The sequence below is a fragment of the Vibrio sp. 1641 genome, from assembly GCF_033339995.1.
Classification (GTDB): Bacteria; Pseudomonadota; Gammaproteobacteria; order Enterobacterales; family Vibrionaceae; genus Vibrio; species Vibrio alginolyticus.
The window spans coordinates 17,196-32,265 of the sequence record NZ_JAWOVP010000020.1; the positions used below are offsets into that span (position 1 = coordinate 17,196).

General features: G+C 45.4%; 13 protein-coding genes. 3 read left to right on the forward strand and 10 right to left on the reverse strand.

What is annotated here, in order from left to right; genetic code table 11:
* Nucleotides 1-50: 50 nt before the first annotated feature.
* The 9 genes from R7Z47_RS22275 to pilM form a co-directional block, all read right to left on the reverse strand.
* Entirely contained in the window at nt 51-890 is an 840-nt protein-coding gene (locus R7Z47_RS22275; protein WP_005382762.1) for a Dam family site-specific DNA-(adenine-N6)-methyltransferase, read from the reverse strand.
* Between the two features lie 69 nt (nt 891-959).
* A complete protein-coding gene (locus R7Z47_RS22280) occupies nt 960-2,471 on the reverse strand; it encodes an SPOR domain-containing protein (RefSeq protein WP_206954853.1) in 1,512 nt (503 codons plus the stop codon).
* 52 nt (nt 2,472-2,523) lie between these two features.
* Nucleotides 2,524-3,624, reverse strand: coding sequence for a 3-dehydroquinate synthase (gene aroB / locus R7Z47_RS22285; RefSeq protein ID WP_005381318.1), 1,101 nt, complete (start codon nt 3,622-3,624; stop codon nt 2,524-2,526).
* A 31-nt stretch (nt 3,625-3,655) separates the two neighbouring features.
* Nucleotides 3,656-4,174, reverse strand: coding sequence for a shikimate kinase AroK (aroK, locus tag R7Z47_RS22290; RefSeq protein WP_005381319.1), 519 nt, complete (start codon nt 4,172-4,174; stop codon nt 3,656-3,658).
* A 187-nt stretch (nt 4,175-4,361) separates the two neighbouring features.
* A complete protein-coding gene (locus R7Z47_RS22295) occupies nt 4,362-6,107 on the reverse strand; it encodes a type IV pilus secretin PilQ (protein WP_005382765.1) in 1,746 nt (581 codons plus the stop codon).
* Between the two features lie 25 nt (nt 6,108-6,132).
* The gene (locus R7Z47_RS22300) at nt 6,133-6,648 is read right to left on the reverse strand and encodes a pilus assembly protein PilP (RefSeq protein WP_206954854.1); all 516 of its coding nucleotides are present in this window, start codon (nt 6,646-6,648) and stop codon (nt 6,133-6,135) included.
* Nucleotides 6,638-7,231, reverse strand: a complete 594-nt coding sequence (locus tag R7Z47_RS22305; RefSeq protein ID WP_033907305.1) for a type 4a pilus biogenesis protein PilO — start codon at nt 7,229-7,231, stop codon at nt 6,638-6,640. The genes R7Z47_RS22300 and R7Z47_RS22305 overlap by 11 nt, the downstream gene beginning before the upstream one ends.
* Nucleotides 7,224-7,799, reverse strand: a complete 576-nt coding sequence (locus R7Z47_RS22310) for a PilN domain-containing protein (RefSeq protein ID WP_005381323.1) — start codon at nt 7,797-7,799, stop codon at nt 7,224-7,226. Before R7Z47_RS22310 ends, R7Z47_RS22305 begins: the two co-directional genes overlap by 8 nt.
* A complete protein-coding gene (pilM, locus tag R7Z47_RS22315; protein WP_017633531.1) occupies nt 7,783-8,799 on the reverse strand; it encodes a type IV pilus biogenesis protein PilM in 1,017 nt (338 codons plus the stop codon). Before pilM ends, R7Z47_RS22310 begins: the two co-directional genes overlap by 17 nt.
* Nucleotides 8,800-8,943: 144 nt before the next feature.
* On the opposite strand from pilM, the gene R7Z47_RS22320 reads away from it, so the two are divergent.
* Complete coding sequence (locus R7Z47_RS22320) at nt 8,944-11,505, forward strand: penicillin-binding protein 1A (protein WP_005381325.1); 2,562 nt, start codon at nt 8,944-8,946, stop codon at nt 11,503-11,505.
* Between the two features lie 53 nt (nt 11,506-11,558).
* Here R7Z47_RS22320 and oxyR read toward each other — a convergent pair whose 3' ends face one another.
* Complete coding sequence (gene oxyR / locus R7Z47_RS22325) at nt 11,559-12,470, reverse strand: DNA-binding transcriptional regulator OxyR (protein WP_005381326.1); 912 nt, start codon at nt 12,468-12,470, stop codon at nt 11,559-11,561.
* 169 nt (nt 12,471-12,639) lie between these two features.
* Here oxyR and R7Z47_RS22330 point away from each other — a divergent pair, with 169 nt between their 5' ends.
* Nucleotides 12,640-13,368 carry a redoxin family protein gene (locus R7Z47_RS22330; protein ID WP_053350732.1) on the forward strand — a complete coding sequence of 243 codons (729 nt, stop codon included), beginning with the start codon at nt 12,640-12,642 and terminating at the stop codon, nt 13,366-13,368.
* Nucleotides 13,369-13,558: 190 nt separating this feature from the next.
* Complete coding sequence (locus R7Z47_RS22335; protein ID WP_256896294.1) at nt 13,559-15,031, forward strand: dihydrolipoyl dehydrogenase; 1,473 nt, start codon at nt 13,559-13,561, stop codon at nt 15,029-15,031.
* Nucleotides 15,032-15,070 lie beyond the last annotated feature (39 nt).

Below are 15,070 nucleotides of genomic sequence, written 5' to 3' on the forward strand. Positions count from 1 at the left end.
CTACCGAAGCCAGTGGGGAGATCCACTATTTAGATATAATAGTGTGAGAATTAAGAGCTTGATTTATCCATGTCTGGGGCATGAAAAAGCGCAAGTAGCTCATCAACTTTATTACGACCGTTACCATTACGGCTAATGGTACGCTTTACTTTTACCACATTAAGATCCGCACCGTGATACAACCGACGTGTCAAGGTAGTGTCGTGGTTAGAAATCAACACAGGAATGCCACGTTCAGTCGCTGTTCTTTCAGCAATGTCGGCTAATGCAGCTTGGTCGTCCAACGTGAAACCATTACCTGCGTATGAGGTGAAATTTGCCGTATTTGAAAGCGGCGCATAAGGTGGATCGCAATACACGACGCTACCTTTGCGCGCACGACGAAATGTTTCAGGATAACCTTCACAAACGAACGTAGCTTTTTTGGCTTTTTCTGCAAAAAACTCCAATTCCGCCTCAGGGAAATACGGCTTTTTGTAAGAGCCAAACGGTACATTGAAGCCACCTTTTTTGTTGTAACGGCATAGGCCATTAAAACCAAAGCGGTTCATGTACAAAAACGCTAAAGAGCGGTACATCACGTCATCGGTTTTATTAAATTCAGCGCGAATGTGTAGGTAGGCTTCTTTGCGGTTGTTCTCAGCGACAAACCAACGCTTCGCTTCAGAGATATACTCTTCAGGGCGTTCTTTCAGCAGGTTGTACAGATTGATCAAATCTGGATTGATATCTGCAAGTAGATAATGGTCATAATCGGTATTCAGAAACACTGAGCCCGCACCAACAAAAGGTTCAACTAGCTTTCGAGCCGGCGGCAAATGACGTTGGATGTCTTCAACCAGTCCGTATTTTCCTCCTGCCCATTTAAGAAAGGCTCGTTGCTTTTTCATCTACTGCTCTATCTATCGACCAAAAATTAAGGCTGCGGAATGTAACATATTTTTCAGGGAAGCTCAGGTTTATTTCACTCGTTCAATTTCACGGTGAACCTGACGGAGTGATTTTGCCCAAGGACTCACCGACTTAACCGAATCTGGCAAGCTTGCGACGGCATCACGAGCCATTTGAATTGTCGGATAATCTTGATATGTGATGATATACCACTCGGTGTCATTACGAACGGTAGGATAAATTCGCACTTGATTATTCAGTTTATGCTCATTGAGAAAGGATTGTACATCTTCCATTGAGGTCATAGCTGCGAGTTGTAAAGTATAAGCTCTTGGCGATAGCGCTTTTAGTTCTTCACGAGCAAATGAAAACTTCACAACAGGTTGGTTTGCCTCACCCTCTTCTGACTGAGCAGGTGCTTGCGCCATATCTTGATTCGGTTTTACGACTTTAATCAAAGGAGAGCTAGTTTCATCGGCGGTTTCTGTTTTCTCAGTACCTACGACGTCATCAATCGCTTTTGTGTCTGCTGAATCAGTTTTACCTTCAAGCAATGCATCGACCACATTCGACTCAATCACCACTCTTTGTTGATTGTCATCACTGCCTACGCTCGCTACTTCTTCTGTCACTGCTGGCGGTAATGAATCAGAATCATCAACCGCACCAGAGTTATCAAGACTGCTAGAGCCATCGGTTACAGGTTGCAGTGAAGATTGCGCTGCACTGATTACTGACTCTTCAAAAGTTGGAATAGCCGTTTGCTCTAAACCGCCAGCAATTTGCTGCGCTTTATCATCAGGACTTGGTTGACTAAGCATCCACCAATAGCCACCCGCAGCAAGCAACAGTAATACTAATACCACCAACGCAATATTCAGGGGTGAACCGACAATCGAGCGGATAATGATCCTTTTTTCCACTTTCATCTCTCCTAACGCCATGATGTCACCCGGTACTGGGTCGACTTTTTTAAATGCATCTCTAACCCGTTTCTCAGACTCATCATCGACGTAGCGCGCAACAAGTGACTCAAAGAAACGACGAGCTTCCACTTCGGACAACATATCAATATCAAGCTCAACAGGCTTTATCTCTTGTCCATAACTGAGACGTGCTAGCAAACCTTCTAAACGTCCAGACTGTGTAAACAGTAGGATATTGATGGTCCAATTTGGCTTATGGTGCGCCTCTAAGACCAGCATCCAAAGCTCAGAGATAAGTGTCTCACTCAATAAATGCGCATCATCTACAACAATTGCAATGTCACACGGCTCATCACCTAAAAGCCTTTCAAGGCTATCAAGTAAAGGCTCTTGCTGATTAAACAATGCGTCTGAAACCAGTTGACTCAAAATAAGGACGCGATGCTGCACATCGTCTTGATTAGAATGACAAAGTAACAAACATTGGTTCTTGTTACTGGCACCCACTTCAAGGTATCGCTGCGCTAGCCAAGATTTCCCGTACCCATCATGACCATTAATCGCAATGAGATTGGAACCAAAGTTAGTCAGTAGACCTAATCTATCAAGCAACTCGATTTGAGAATCTAATTCCAGTACGTGAGCAACACTCATCTAATAACCTTAATACACTACAAGAATGACGCCCAAAGGCGCCATTACAAGGTTAAATATCGCGACCGAAGTCTATCGCCTGTTTGAGTACGTCTTGCGTCGTATCAGCAATTACCTCGGCAGTGCCAATGCCTGTAGGCAAAACCAATCGTAATTGACCAGAGAGGACTTTCTTATCTCGCATCATGTGCTTGATGAAGTCATCGAAATTCATACTGTCTGGAGTATGCACAGGCAGTTTTGCACGACGCAAAATCGCAACAATACGCTCAAATTGCTCTTCCGAGATCAGACCGCGTAGATGCGACGTTTTAGCCGCCATAACAGTGCCGGAAGATACCGCTTCACCATGCAGCCAATTGCCATAGCCAAGTTCCGCTTCAATCGCATGACCAAAGGTGTGACCTAAGTTAAGCAAAGCACGGATGCCCGACTCTTTCTCATCCTGAGCCACCACTTCCGCTTTTATTTCACAGCAACGTGCGATCGCATAAGTTAGTGCTTCTTCATCCAACGCATACAAGCGCTCAAGATTGTCTTCTAACCATACAAAAAAATCCGCATCGTAAATAATGCCGTACTTAATGACTTCGGCGATACCCGCAGCGAACTCACGTTCAGGCAACGTCGACAGGCAGTTGGTGTCAATGATCACGGCTTTAGGTTGGTAAAACGCACCTATCATGTTCTTACCCAACGGATGGTTCACCGCGGTTTTTCCACCAACCGAAGAGTCCACTTGGGATAGTAATGTGGTCGGTATTTGAATAAAGTCGACCCCACGCTGGTAACAGGCAGACGCAAAACCCACAAGGTCGCCAATAACACCACCACCTAACGCGATGATCACAACATCACGAGCATAACTCCCTTCCAGTAAGAAGTTCATTACTTGATTAAATACATCCAAGTTTTTGTACTGTTCACCGTCAGGCAATTCTAACAAGGATGCACTACAACCGAGCTGCTCGAGTTGCTTTAAAATTTTGTCTGCATACAAAGGTGCCACTGTGACATTACTGATCACAACAACTTTTTGTTTTGCATTTTTGTTTGAGAGAACTTGAGAGAGGTACGCCGGGTCCTCAAATAACCCGGCGCCAATAGAGATTGGGTAGCTACGCTCAGCTAGGTTGACCGTAATCCGTTCCATCGGTTTGCTCCAATTAAAAAAAGATAAAGACTTATCTCTCTTCTAGCATTTTTACGATCTGGTTGGCTACCACTTTTGCACTTTGATCGTCAGTGCGAACAGTGTAATCCGCTACTTCTTCATATAAAGGATTACGTTCTTCAGCTAATTGCTCCAATACTTCGCGAGGGTTATCCGTTTGAAGTAAAGGACGCTTCTTGTCGCGGTTTGTACGCGCAAGTTGCTTTTCAATCGTCGTTTCTAAGTAAACAACAACACCACGTGCCGAAAGACGATTGCGGTTTTCTTTGCTCTTAACAGAGCCACCGCCAGTCGCAAGCACGATGCCTTGCTCTTGTGTTAGGTCTTCAAGTACCGCTTCTTCACGCTTGCGGAAGCCTTCTTCACCTTCTACATCAAAAACCCAAGAGATGTCTGCACCAGTGCGTTCTTCGATCACTGTATCGGAGTCAACAAACTCCATATGCAGTTGCTGTGCTAGATGTCTACCAATTGTACTTTTGCCGGCGCCCATTGGGCCAACAAGGAAAATATTACGTTTCTCAGCCATGTTTAGCAGTAATTTACAACATTGATTCAATAAGATCGCCACAAGAAAACACAGCTAAACTGCTGTTCTACAAGGCTTGTGGCACCAGTTCCTCACAGATAATTCGTGATAAGACCCGAAATTATCCAAGCATGGTGCCACTATTGCAACTTTATTTTTGATTTAATCAGTTTTTCCCGAGACAGAACTACTGAATCACCACCTTAGGCGTGACGAAAATTAACAGCTCACTTTTGCCAACATTCTCATAACTTCGACGAAAAAGAGCACCTAATAGCGGCAGGTCGCCCAACAAAGGTACTTTGTCCACCGAGTTAGTAATGCTGTGCTGAAAAATACCACCAAGAACGACCGTTTCACCGTTATTCACTAACACTTGCGTCCCGATACGTTGAGTATCAATCGCAACAGCTTCACCAGTGCCTGTCTTCACGACTTGTCCAGGTCTATCTTGCGTGACACTTAAATCCAACACTAAGCGGTTATCCGGTGTGATTTGCGGGGTCACTTTCAAACTTAATACCGCCTTTTTGAACGTCACCGTCGTTGCACCACTTGATGATGACTCAAGATAAGGAATCTCTGTACCTTGTTCAATATAGGCAGGCTTCTTATTGGTAGTGATCAAACGTGGGCTCGAGATAATCTCAGCTTTAGACTCTTGTTGCAGAGCAGAAAGCTCAAGATCCAACAAGGTGTCTGAACCTAACTTTGCGACCTGAAAAGCAATGCTGGTCGCATTCGGGCTGGTTGCAGCTAAGTTTACATTTAGGAAGTCATCGATCCCTACTCCATCACCGTCACCACCGTCATCACCCCCTTCTCCATTATAGAGACCGATCGTGGCGAGGTTGTTCTCAATAGAACCGCCCACTGTATTACTGCCATTAATAGACGTAAAACCCCAACGAATCCCTAACTCGTCCATGTTACCTTCATTGATGGTCACAATACGCGCCTCAATTTGAACCTGTTTAACTGGAATATCCAAAGATTCAATAATTTCTCGAATCACCTCGATGTTTTCAGGTAACTCTCTAATCAATAACGAGTTAGTTCGCTCATCAATGGTCATACTGCCGCGCTCTGACAGCATGCTGATATTTCCTTCACCATTGATCATCTCCGCAATGTCTGATGCTTTAGCAAAATTAACTTTGATGATTTCAGATGAAAGCTCTCCCATTTCTTCCGTCAGTTTTTGTTTTTCTAACTGCTGCTTCTCACGCAAGTCCAGCTCATCAGTCGGAGCAACTAAAATCACGTTGCCATCAACACGCTTATCTAACCCCTTAACTTGCAAAATAATATCCAGCACTTGCTGCCAAGGGACACCATCAAGACGAAGCGTGAGGTTGCCTTCTACAGAGTCGGAGACAACCAAATTGAATTGGTTGTAATCAGCAATAAGCTGCAAGACGTTTCGCACAGGAATATCTTGGAAGTTAATCGAAATAAGCTTACCTTCTCTTTCTAAAATGCTTTTATCTGGGGCTTTCTCATTGGGTTTGATCTTCGCTACTTTGATTTCCAAAAAACGCCCCGTTAAACGGTAATCATGCATGTATTCTTCATTGATGTGCGCAACCAAGCGCGTCGTCGAGGTGTCGCGAAACACTTCTACGCTCTCAACCACAGTCGAAAAGTCTTTCACGTCTAGGAGATACAATTGCTCGTCTTTTACTGAAGTGTTAAGCAAATCGATACTTAACCCTTCCTGTACACGCTTGATATCTACAATCGCAGCCGGTGACGCTAATTCGACAACAATCACGGCGTCTTTATCTTTATTAGTTCGAAAGTCGATACTTTTTAGGGCATTGGACGAAACTTCTTCAGCTGCCGCTAAAGGGGCTAAAAATACAAACAACCATAAGGAGAAGAGCCCAGTAAGTATCCTTGGTGTACGTGTTAATCCTTGTCTCATTTTCATTACTCAATATCAAAAATAAATGGGGCTATCTCAAAGCCAACTTAACTTTACGTTTTTGCCAACATCCTAAGCCGTCGGGCAACGTTTCATTAATCAACAAATAGGAGTGGCTGACATGGGTCACTTTGCCATTATTGCGTCCGAGGTATTGACCCGGCTTAACTTTATAGACGGTGCCATTGGGAGCCTGAACGAGGCCAGAAACCGTGTTATCCATGCCCATGACCCCTTTCAAACGTAATTGGCTTAATGGGAATTTTTCTAATTTTCCAGTTCGCCTTCTTGAGGGCGGTTGCCAACAATCTTTTCTTGCAACTGGCTGAGTCGCGATGATGGCTTCTTTGGGTAATTCAAAGGGTGCACGCTGTACTTCCGGTGCGTACGTGACTGCAACATACTTGTCTGCGGGCTTAAGCTTCTCGACCTCTCGACGCGCCTGTGTTTCCACTCCTCGAATAAAATCCGTCAATGATTCATCATTCGCCTGGCAGCCCATCAATAGAGAACCCATCAATACCAACAACAAAGACTTACTTGTCATTTTTCGTCTCCTCCGGCTTAAACTGATAGGTGTTAGCGCGCACCCGAAAGTGCAGGGTTTCGCTCTCTTGGCTGACACGTTGCCAAGTCACATCTTTAAACGTGATGATTCGAGGTAGCGTCGCTATTGCCTGAGAAAAATGGCCGATGTCATGAAAGTCGCCCGTTAACTCTATGTTTAAAGGAAGACGATAAAGGAAGTGCTCTGATTGTTTTTCGCCCCAGTCGATTCGGGTGAAAGTCAGCTTATTGTCGATGCCAAGCTCATTCACTGAAGCGAGCATTGTAGCCAGCTCTTTTTGCGCAGGCAGTTGTTGCAGTAATAACTCGTAACGAGTGGTAAGTTCATCCAATTGAGATTGAAGCTGAGGCAACGCTGCCACTTTGTTCGCTTTGATCTTCAATGCCACCTTGAGTGTCTGCTCCTGCTGGATCAAGTGATTCAACTGTTCTTCTTTCGGTTTAAGGTAAAACCAATAACCTAAGCCTTGAATCGCCATGATCAGAAGCGCGATTACTACAATCTGGGGCAACAATGGCCACTCGGCCATTTCATCTATTTCGAGATCCTGCCAATCAACCACGTTGAGCCTCCAATTTCTTCTCCGTTACTTTGAACATGAAAGACACTTTGAATGTTTGAAACTCTTTCCCAAAACGGGCTTTGCCGTGAACGATGGAATGCATTTCTACGTCGTTCAACTTGGCCGAGCGCTCCATGTTGTCCAGCATCGTGGCAAGTTTTGGAGTGCTATCTGAGATCCCAGAGATCTCAATTTCCAGATCATTCATTTTGATCTTGTCGACATATACACCTTCAGGGATAACGGCAGGCATTAAGTTCATGAACTCGGTCGTTTTGTTTCGTCCGTTTTGTAAACCTTCAACGACCTTTAGACGTTCGAGGATTTTGCTGTGCTCTTGCTCTGCAATTTTCATTGCTTCAATACGCTGGTCGAGTTCGGCAATGTAGTGAGTGAGGTAATCGAGCCGCTCCTGTTGTTGATCTTGTTGGTACTCAAAAAACTTTCCAATACCCCACTGGATGCCAACAGCGACCAACATGCCTAATGCGACCAAACTGATGAAGCGACGTCGGTGCTCTTCTCTTTGATTCTCTCGCCAAGGAAGTAAATTAATGCGATAAAGCACGGGCGCCTCCTAGCCAATGAATGCCACGAACGGCCAGTCCGGCTGCTGTTGAGAAATGCTGCCAATCCACAGCACGACGCTTACGCTTAGACACCTTCATCTCAAATAGCCCTAGCGGATTTAGCAATTCACACTCTAACGACAATTGTTGAGACAACTCTTCTACGAGCATGGGAGTGGAGGCCCCCTCCCCTGATAACCAGATACCCTTGATGTTTTGTGAGCCATTGATTGAGGTATAGAGCTGCATCTGGCGCTTTACTCGCTCTACGATTTGACGGTTAAACAGCTCTGTTTTCTCCTGAGCATCATCGGACAGAAAATCGACTGGAGAAGCGCTGTTTGCTCCGCGTGTGCCGTAAGCAAACTCTTTGTGAAACAGTTCACCTTGTTCGGTAAACATGGTGAAGGAGCTCGATAAGGTGCCAATATCGAGTAAGCAGTATTTGTTTTTGTCAGGAAAGCGATCGGCGGTGAGCTTCCAGATATGACCAAGGCTTTGCGAATGCACGTCCACTAAAACAGGTTTTAGTCCGGACTTTTGTAATGCATCGACTCGGCCTTCTACCACATCTTTTCTTGTCGCAAACACTTGATAGCTATCACTGCCACTCTGCCCGCCCTCAGCGCGAAGACGAACGAAGTCTAAACTCAGCTCTTCGACAGGGAATGGCGATTGATGAGAAAAGGCTTGTATCACTGCAAACTCAACTTCACTCTCTTCAAGATTTTGTTCTATTTGCAGTTTCTTGCTAATTACCGAGTTATCAGGAACTGAGATCGCAACTTTTTTAGCACCAAAAGGCAGTTCTTTTTTTATCTGCTTGAGGGTCTTTACAATTTCTTGATGATTTATGGTGTTATTTTCAGCGACAATACCTTCCTTTAGTAATATTTCTTTGTAACCCAACAGAGCGTAATTGTTGCCTGTGGGTTTAAGTACTACGGCTTTGAGGCTGTTATGGCCTATATCGATGCCGGTAACGATTAGCTTATCCATCTCTTACTCTCGCTCCGAAATTTCTTCGTGCAAAGGTTGTTATTAGCATCCAAATAAGAGTTAATATCTCTTATGTGCTAAATTTTTGACCTAAGAGTACAAGGGTTTGCCGTTACACAGCCTCAACCAATCAGGGATTCTCCGGTGAAGTTCATAAAGCGTTTATTATTTTTAACATTGATTTGCATAATTCTTGGAGTCACCACAATATTTGGCTTCTATCAGTACGTGAAGCCTGAATTGCCAGATGTTGCAACTCTAAAAGACGTTGAATTACAAACACCTATGAAGGTGTTTAGTCAAGACGGGAAGCTGATCGCACAGTTCGGTGAAAAGCGTCGTATTCCTGTTACTTATGACGAAATTCCTCAAGACTTAATTCACGCGCTCATCGCAACCGAAGATAGTCGTTTCTATGAGCATCCTGGTATCGACCCTATCGGCATCACTCGTGCAGCGGTTGTTGTTGCGGTTTCAGGCTCGGCTAAACAGGGTGCAAGTACGATTACGCAACAGCTAGCTCGTAACTTCTTCTTATCTAATGAGAAGAAGATCATGCGTAAGATTAAAGAGATTTTTATTGCTATCCATATTGAGCAGCTTTTAAGTAAGCAAGAAATCATGGAGCTTTATGTCAATAAAATCTTCCTTGGTTACCGCTCATATGGCTTTGGTGCTGCCGCTCAAGTGTATTTTGGTAAGAGCCTTGATGAATTGACGTTAAGTGAGATTGCAACACTCGCTGGTATGCCAAAAGCGCCATCAACCATGAACCCAATTTACTCTCTTGAGCGCGCAACAAAACGCCGTAACGTTGTATTAATGCGAATGCTTGATGAGAAATACATTACACAAGAGCAGTATGACGAAGCACGCAATGAGCCTATTGTGGCGCGTTATCATAGCGCTGAGATTGAGCTTTCCGCACCTTACGTAGCAGAGTTGGCTCGTGCATGGGCAGTAAAAGAATACGGTGAAGAAGAAGCTTATACCTCTGGCTTGAATATCTACATGACTGTGGATTCTAAACTGCAAGATGCTGCAAATACGTCTGCGGTAAATAACCTCTTGTCATACGATGAACGTCATGGCTACCGTGGTGCAGAAAGTGTGCTTTGGAAAGAAGGGGAAGCGGCCTGGGACAATGAGCAAATAGAAAAGCACCTGAAGAAACAGCCAACTTATGGTGACCTTTACCCTGCGGTTGTGACGAAAGTCGATGATAAGACGGCACAAGTATGGGTTAAGAACCATGAAGAGCAAACCATCCCTTGGACTGGAATGCACTGGGCGCGTAAGTACATTACTGATAACCGCCAAGGCTCAACACCAAAGTCAGCGCATGATGTGCTAGCGACAGGTCAACAAGTTTGGGTTCGCGAAGTAAGTGAAACCGATGAAGATGACAACACAACACTGAGCTGGAAACTGAGCCAAGTGCCGACAGCAAACACCGCGTTTGTTGCGATGAACCCAGAAAATGGCGCGATATTGTCGCTGGTTGGTGGTTTCAACTTTGTTCACAGCAAGTTTAACCGTGCAACCATGTCAGTGCGTCAGGTTGGTTCAAGTATCAAGCCTTTCATCTACTCGGCAGCAATTGACAAAGGGCTGACTCTAGCCACTTTGATTAACGATGCGCCGATTAACAAGTGGGATGCAGGTTCTGGTTCAGCTTGGCGACCAAAAAACTCACCACCGACTTATGGTGGTCCAACGCGTCTTCGCCTCGGCTTAGCTCAATCAAAAAACGTCATGGCAGTGCGTACACTCCGTGAAGTTGGCCTCGAGGAGACACGTCAGTACCTTACTCGTTTCGGTTTTGATATTAACCAAGTACCACGCTCTGAGACCATCGCACTCGGAGCTGGCAGCTTAACACCAATGAAAGTGGCACAAGGTTACTCTGTGTTTGCGAACGGTGGTTATTACGTTGAACCATTCTATGTAGAACGCGTGGAAGATGCATTCGGTGAAGTACTGTTTAAAGCCAATCCAAAGAGTGTTTGTCATAAGGATTGCCCGCAAATGAGCGAGCAGCCAGAAAATCGCTACGCTGATGAATTTGGCGAACAAGACGTCGCAATTGATGGCCTAGCAACAGACAATGCCCTTGAAAATGATGAACCTCAATATGCACCGCAAGTTATCTCTGAACAGAATGCATTCTTAATGCGTGAGATGATGTACAGCAACATTTGGGGTGGCGGTAACTGGCGTGAAGGCACAGGTTGGAATGGTACAGGCTGGCGCGCGCAAAAACTTGGTCGTCGTGATATCGGGGGTAAAACGGGTACAACGAATGATTCCAAGGATGCTTGGTACAATGGCTATGGACCTGGTGTCGTTGCGATAGCTTGGGTTGGCTTTGATGATCACTCACGTGCACTTGGCCGCACCACTGTTAACAGCAACCTAGGGCAAGGCCAAATTTCTGGTGCCGAGTCGGGTGCGAAAACCGCAGAGCCTGCTTGGATTGACTTCATGCGTGTTGCGCTAGAAGGGACGCCGGAGCAAGGTAAAAATATTCCAGAGGATATTATTCGAGTTCGTATTGATCGCAACAGCGGTATGCTAACGCACAAGGTAGATAGCACATCAATGTTCGAATACTTTGAAAAAGGCACGGAGCCTACCGAATACGCTGGCGACCGTTTAGAAGATAGTATTTATTCTTCAGGCTCTGGCGCAGAAGAACTGTTCTAAATCACAAAAGCACAAGGGAGAGCATCAAGCTCTCCCTTTTTTATGTCTGCTTCTTATGCTGCAGCATTCAATGATGGATAAGAAGCCAACACCTCTTTAATCTTCGCTGCTAAAGCTTCAAACCTAGCTCGTAATGGTGAGCCCGGACGGTATACGAGAACGATATTACGCGAGGGGGTTGGGTTAACAGCTGGTACGTAGCATACGCCATCTTTTTGCTTCTCATTAGGGATAGAAAGCTGAGGCAATAACGTAATCCCCGCACCGGCAGCAACCATGTTGCGTAACGTCTCCAAGCTGGTGGCTTTAAAACGCTCATCGTCTTTTGCACCAGCGGCAAAACAAAAACCTAACGCTTGATCTCGCAGACAGTGGCCGTCTCCCAACGCTAAAACGGTTTTACCATTCAGCTCCAACATATCAACATGGTCGAGAGAGGCCCACTCGTGGTCACATGGCACTGCGACACTTAATGGCTCTTGATACACTTCGATCTCTTTAAATGGCGCAGTTTCATCAACCGAAGCTAAAACTAAGCAATCTAGTTTGCCTTCTTCCAATTGACGCACTAATTGATGTGTCTGAGCTTCGTGCAGAAATAGCTCCAGCTCAGGAAATGCTTCTTTTATCTGCGGCAGAATTTTGGGTAATAGATAAGGCCCAACCGTCGGGATGAAACCAATATGCATCGGTCCAGTCATGGCTCCGCTTTGACCGCTTGCCATATCTCTGAAGGTTTTCACTTCACTTAAGATGCGTTTAGCCTGCTCCACCAGCTGTAACCCTGAATCGGTAAACAAAACACGTCGGCTGCTTCGCTCTAAAAGCGTGGTCCCGAGTTCATCCTCTAGTTTACGAATTTGCCCACTCAGTGTTGGCTGACTAACAAAACATGCCTCTGCCGCTTTGCGAAAGTGCTTATGTTCCGCAAGTGCAACTAAGTACTCAAAATCTCGAATATTCATAATTCACGCTTCGCTTCTATAACAATAGCTAATACCTATCAAAACCATAACACCAAACGATTAGAGCTATCAAAGGATTTTTACAATAATGGGCTCAACAAAACGAAACAGAGCGACGAAAAACGCTAAGCTCTATACGCATAATTTAAAATAGTTAAAGGAAATCATTATGTTTGTATCTAAAGAAGGTCAACAAGTCCCTCAAGTTACTTTTCCAGTTCGTCAAGGTGACGCTTGGGTGAATGTAACGACCGATGAGCTATTTAAAGGTAAGACCGTCATCGTATTTAGCTTACCGGGTGCATTTACTCCAACCTGTTCATCAAGCCATCTACCTCGTTACAACGAATTGTTCCCTGTATTTAAAGAGCACGGAGTGGATGAGATTATTTGTGTCTCGGTCAATGATACGTTCGTGATGAATGCATGGAAACAAGACCAAGAAGCAGAAAACATTACCTTCATCCCGGATGGTAATGGTGAATTCACCGATGGCATGGGTATGTTAGTGGATAAAAATGACATCGGCTTTGGCAAACGTTCATGGCGTTACAGCATGCTAGTAAAAGATGGCGTAGTGGAAAAAATGTTCATTGAGCCAAACGAACCAGGCGACCCATTCAAGGTGTCAGACGCAGATACGATGCTGAACTACATAGCGCCTGACTACAAAACGCAAGAATCCATCACGGTGTTCACTAAACCAGGCTGCCCTTTCTGTATGAAAGCGAAACAAAATCTAATTGACCACGGTCTTCAATATGAAGAAGTGATTCTGGGTAAAGACGCAACAACAGTTAGTCTACGAGCTATATCTGGTCGCACGACTGTTCCACAAGTCTTTATCGGTGGCAAGCACATCGGTGGTAGCGAAGAGCTAGAAGCGTATCTAGGCTAAGCTGTCCATAGCCTACACCCTCGGTCTCCGGTGCCTTTGGCTCGGAGGCCAACCCTAAACCACTTCTTCTACTAGTCTAGATAAGTAGTCATCTGCCAATAAGGTGACTACTTATCCAGATTCAACTATCCAATTCACTCTCCAAGCTCAATGTAGCTAGCTTGGCTTAAAACAAAAGCGAGAGTTCACGATGAAACAAGTTAATGTCGACGTAGCGATTATTGGTGGCGGGACGGCTGGTCTTGGTGCTTATCGAGCAGCAAAAGCTCATACCAACAGCGTGGTAATGATTGAGGGCGGTCCCTACGGAACAACCTGTGCTCGTGTCGGATGCATGCCGTCTAAGCTGTTAATTGCGGCAGCAGAAAGTGTTCATCAAATCGAAAAAGCACCTGGATTTGGGATACACCCGCAAGGTGAAGTACTAATTAACGGACGAGAAGTTATGGATCGTGTAAAGCGCGAACGCGATCGTTTTGTTGGCTTTGTGCTTGAAAGTGTCGATGATATTCCCGCTGAAGACAAACTATCGGGCTACGCGAAGTTTGCCGATGACCACACTCTCATCATAGATGATCATACTCAGGTCACCGCACAGCGCATTGTTATTGCGACAGGATCTCGTCCAGCATATCCGGCAGCTTGGAATGAACTGGGTGATCGCCTAGTGATTAACGATGATGTATTTGACTGGGATGACTTACCAGAGTCCGTGGCAGTATTTGGCCCAGGAGTCATCGGTCTTGAATTGGGTCAGGCTTTACACCGTCTAGGGGTGAACGTGAAGCTCTTTGGCCTTGGAGGACAAGTGGGCCCACTGACAGACCCAGAGGTGATGGCGTATGCAGATAAAGCCTTTAAGGAAGAGTTCTACCTTGATGCAGATGTAAAAGTCGAAAGCATGAAACGCATTGCTTCGTCAGACAATGACGGCGAAGACAAGGTCGAAATCCAATTCATCAACCATGATGGCGAATTAGAAACTTTCGTTGTCGATTACGTATTGGCCGCAACGGGTCGTCGTCCAAACGTCGATAAGCTGACGATCGAGAACACCAATGTGGCGCTCGATGAACGTGGCGTACCAACGGCGGATCACTATACATTGCAAACTTCGGTAGAGAGCATCTTCATCGCAGGTGATGCAAGTAACCAAATTCCACTGCTGCACGAAGCCGCTGACCAAGGCCGTATTGCTGGAGACAACGCAGGCCGTTTCCCAGATATTCGTGCGGGTCTGCGTCGCTCACCAATTTCAGCCGTGTTCTCCGACCCTCAAATTGCTATGGTTGGCGAAACATATAAACAACTAGAAACACGTCTAGGCACATGTGGATGTTTCGCAACCGGTGAAGTCTCGTTTGAAAATCAAGGACGTTCGCGCGTCATGCTTCGTAATAAAGGTATTCTGCATGTCTACGGAGAGCAAGGCACTGGACGTTTTTTAGGTGCAGAAATGATGGGCCCGAATGCAGAGCATCTTGCGCACCTTTTAGCGTGGGCGCACCAAAATAGGATGACGATTTCTGAGATGTTAGATATGCCCTTCTATCACCCAGTGATTGAAGAAGGCGTCCGCACCGCTCTACGTGATTTGAATGCAAAACTACACTTAGGGCCAGAAATGGTGAAACATTGTCTTGACTGCGGCCCAGGCTGCTAACGCTTTCAGGCTTCTATCTAAATATAAAGCAAAGCCTCG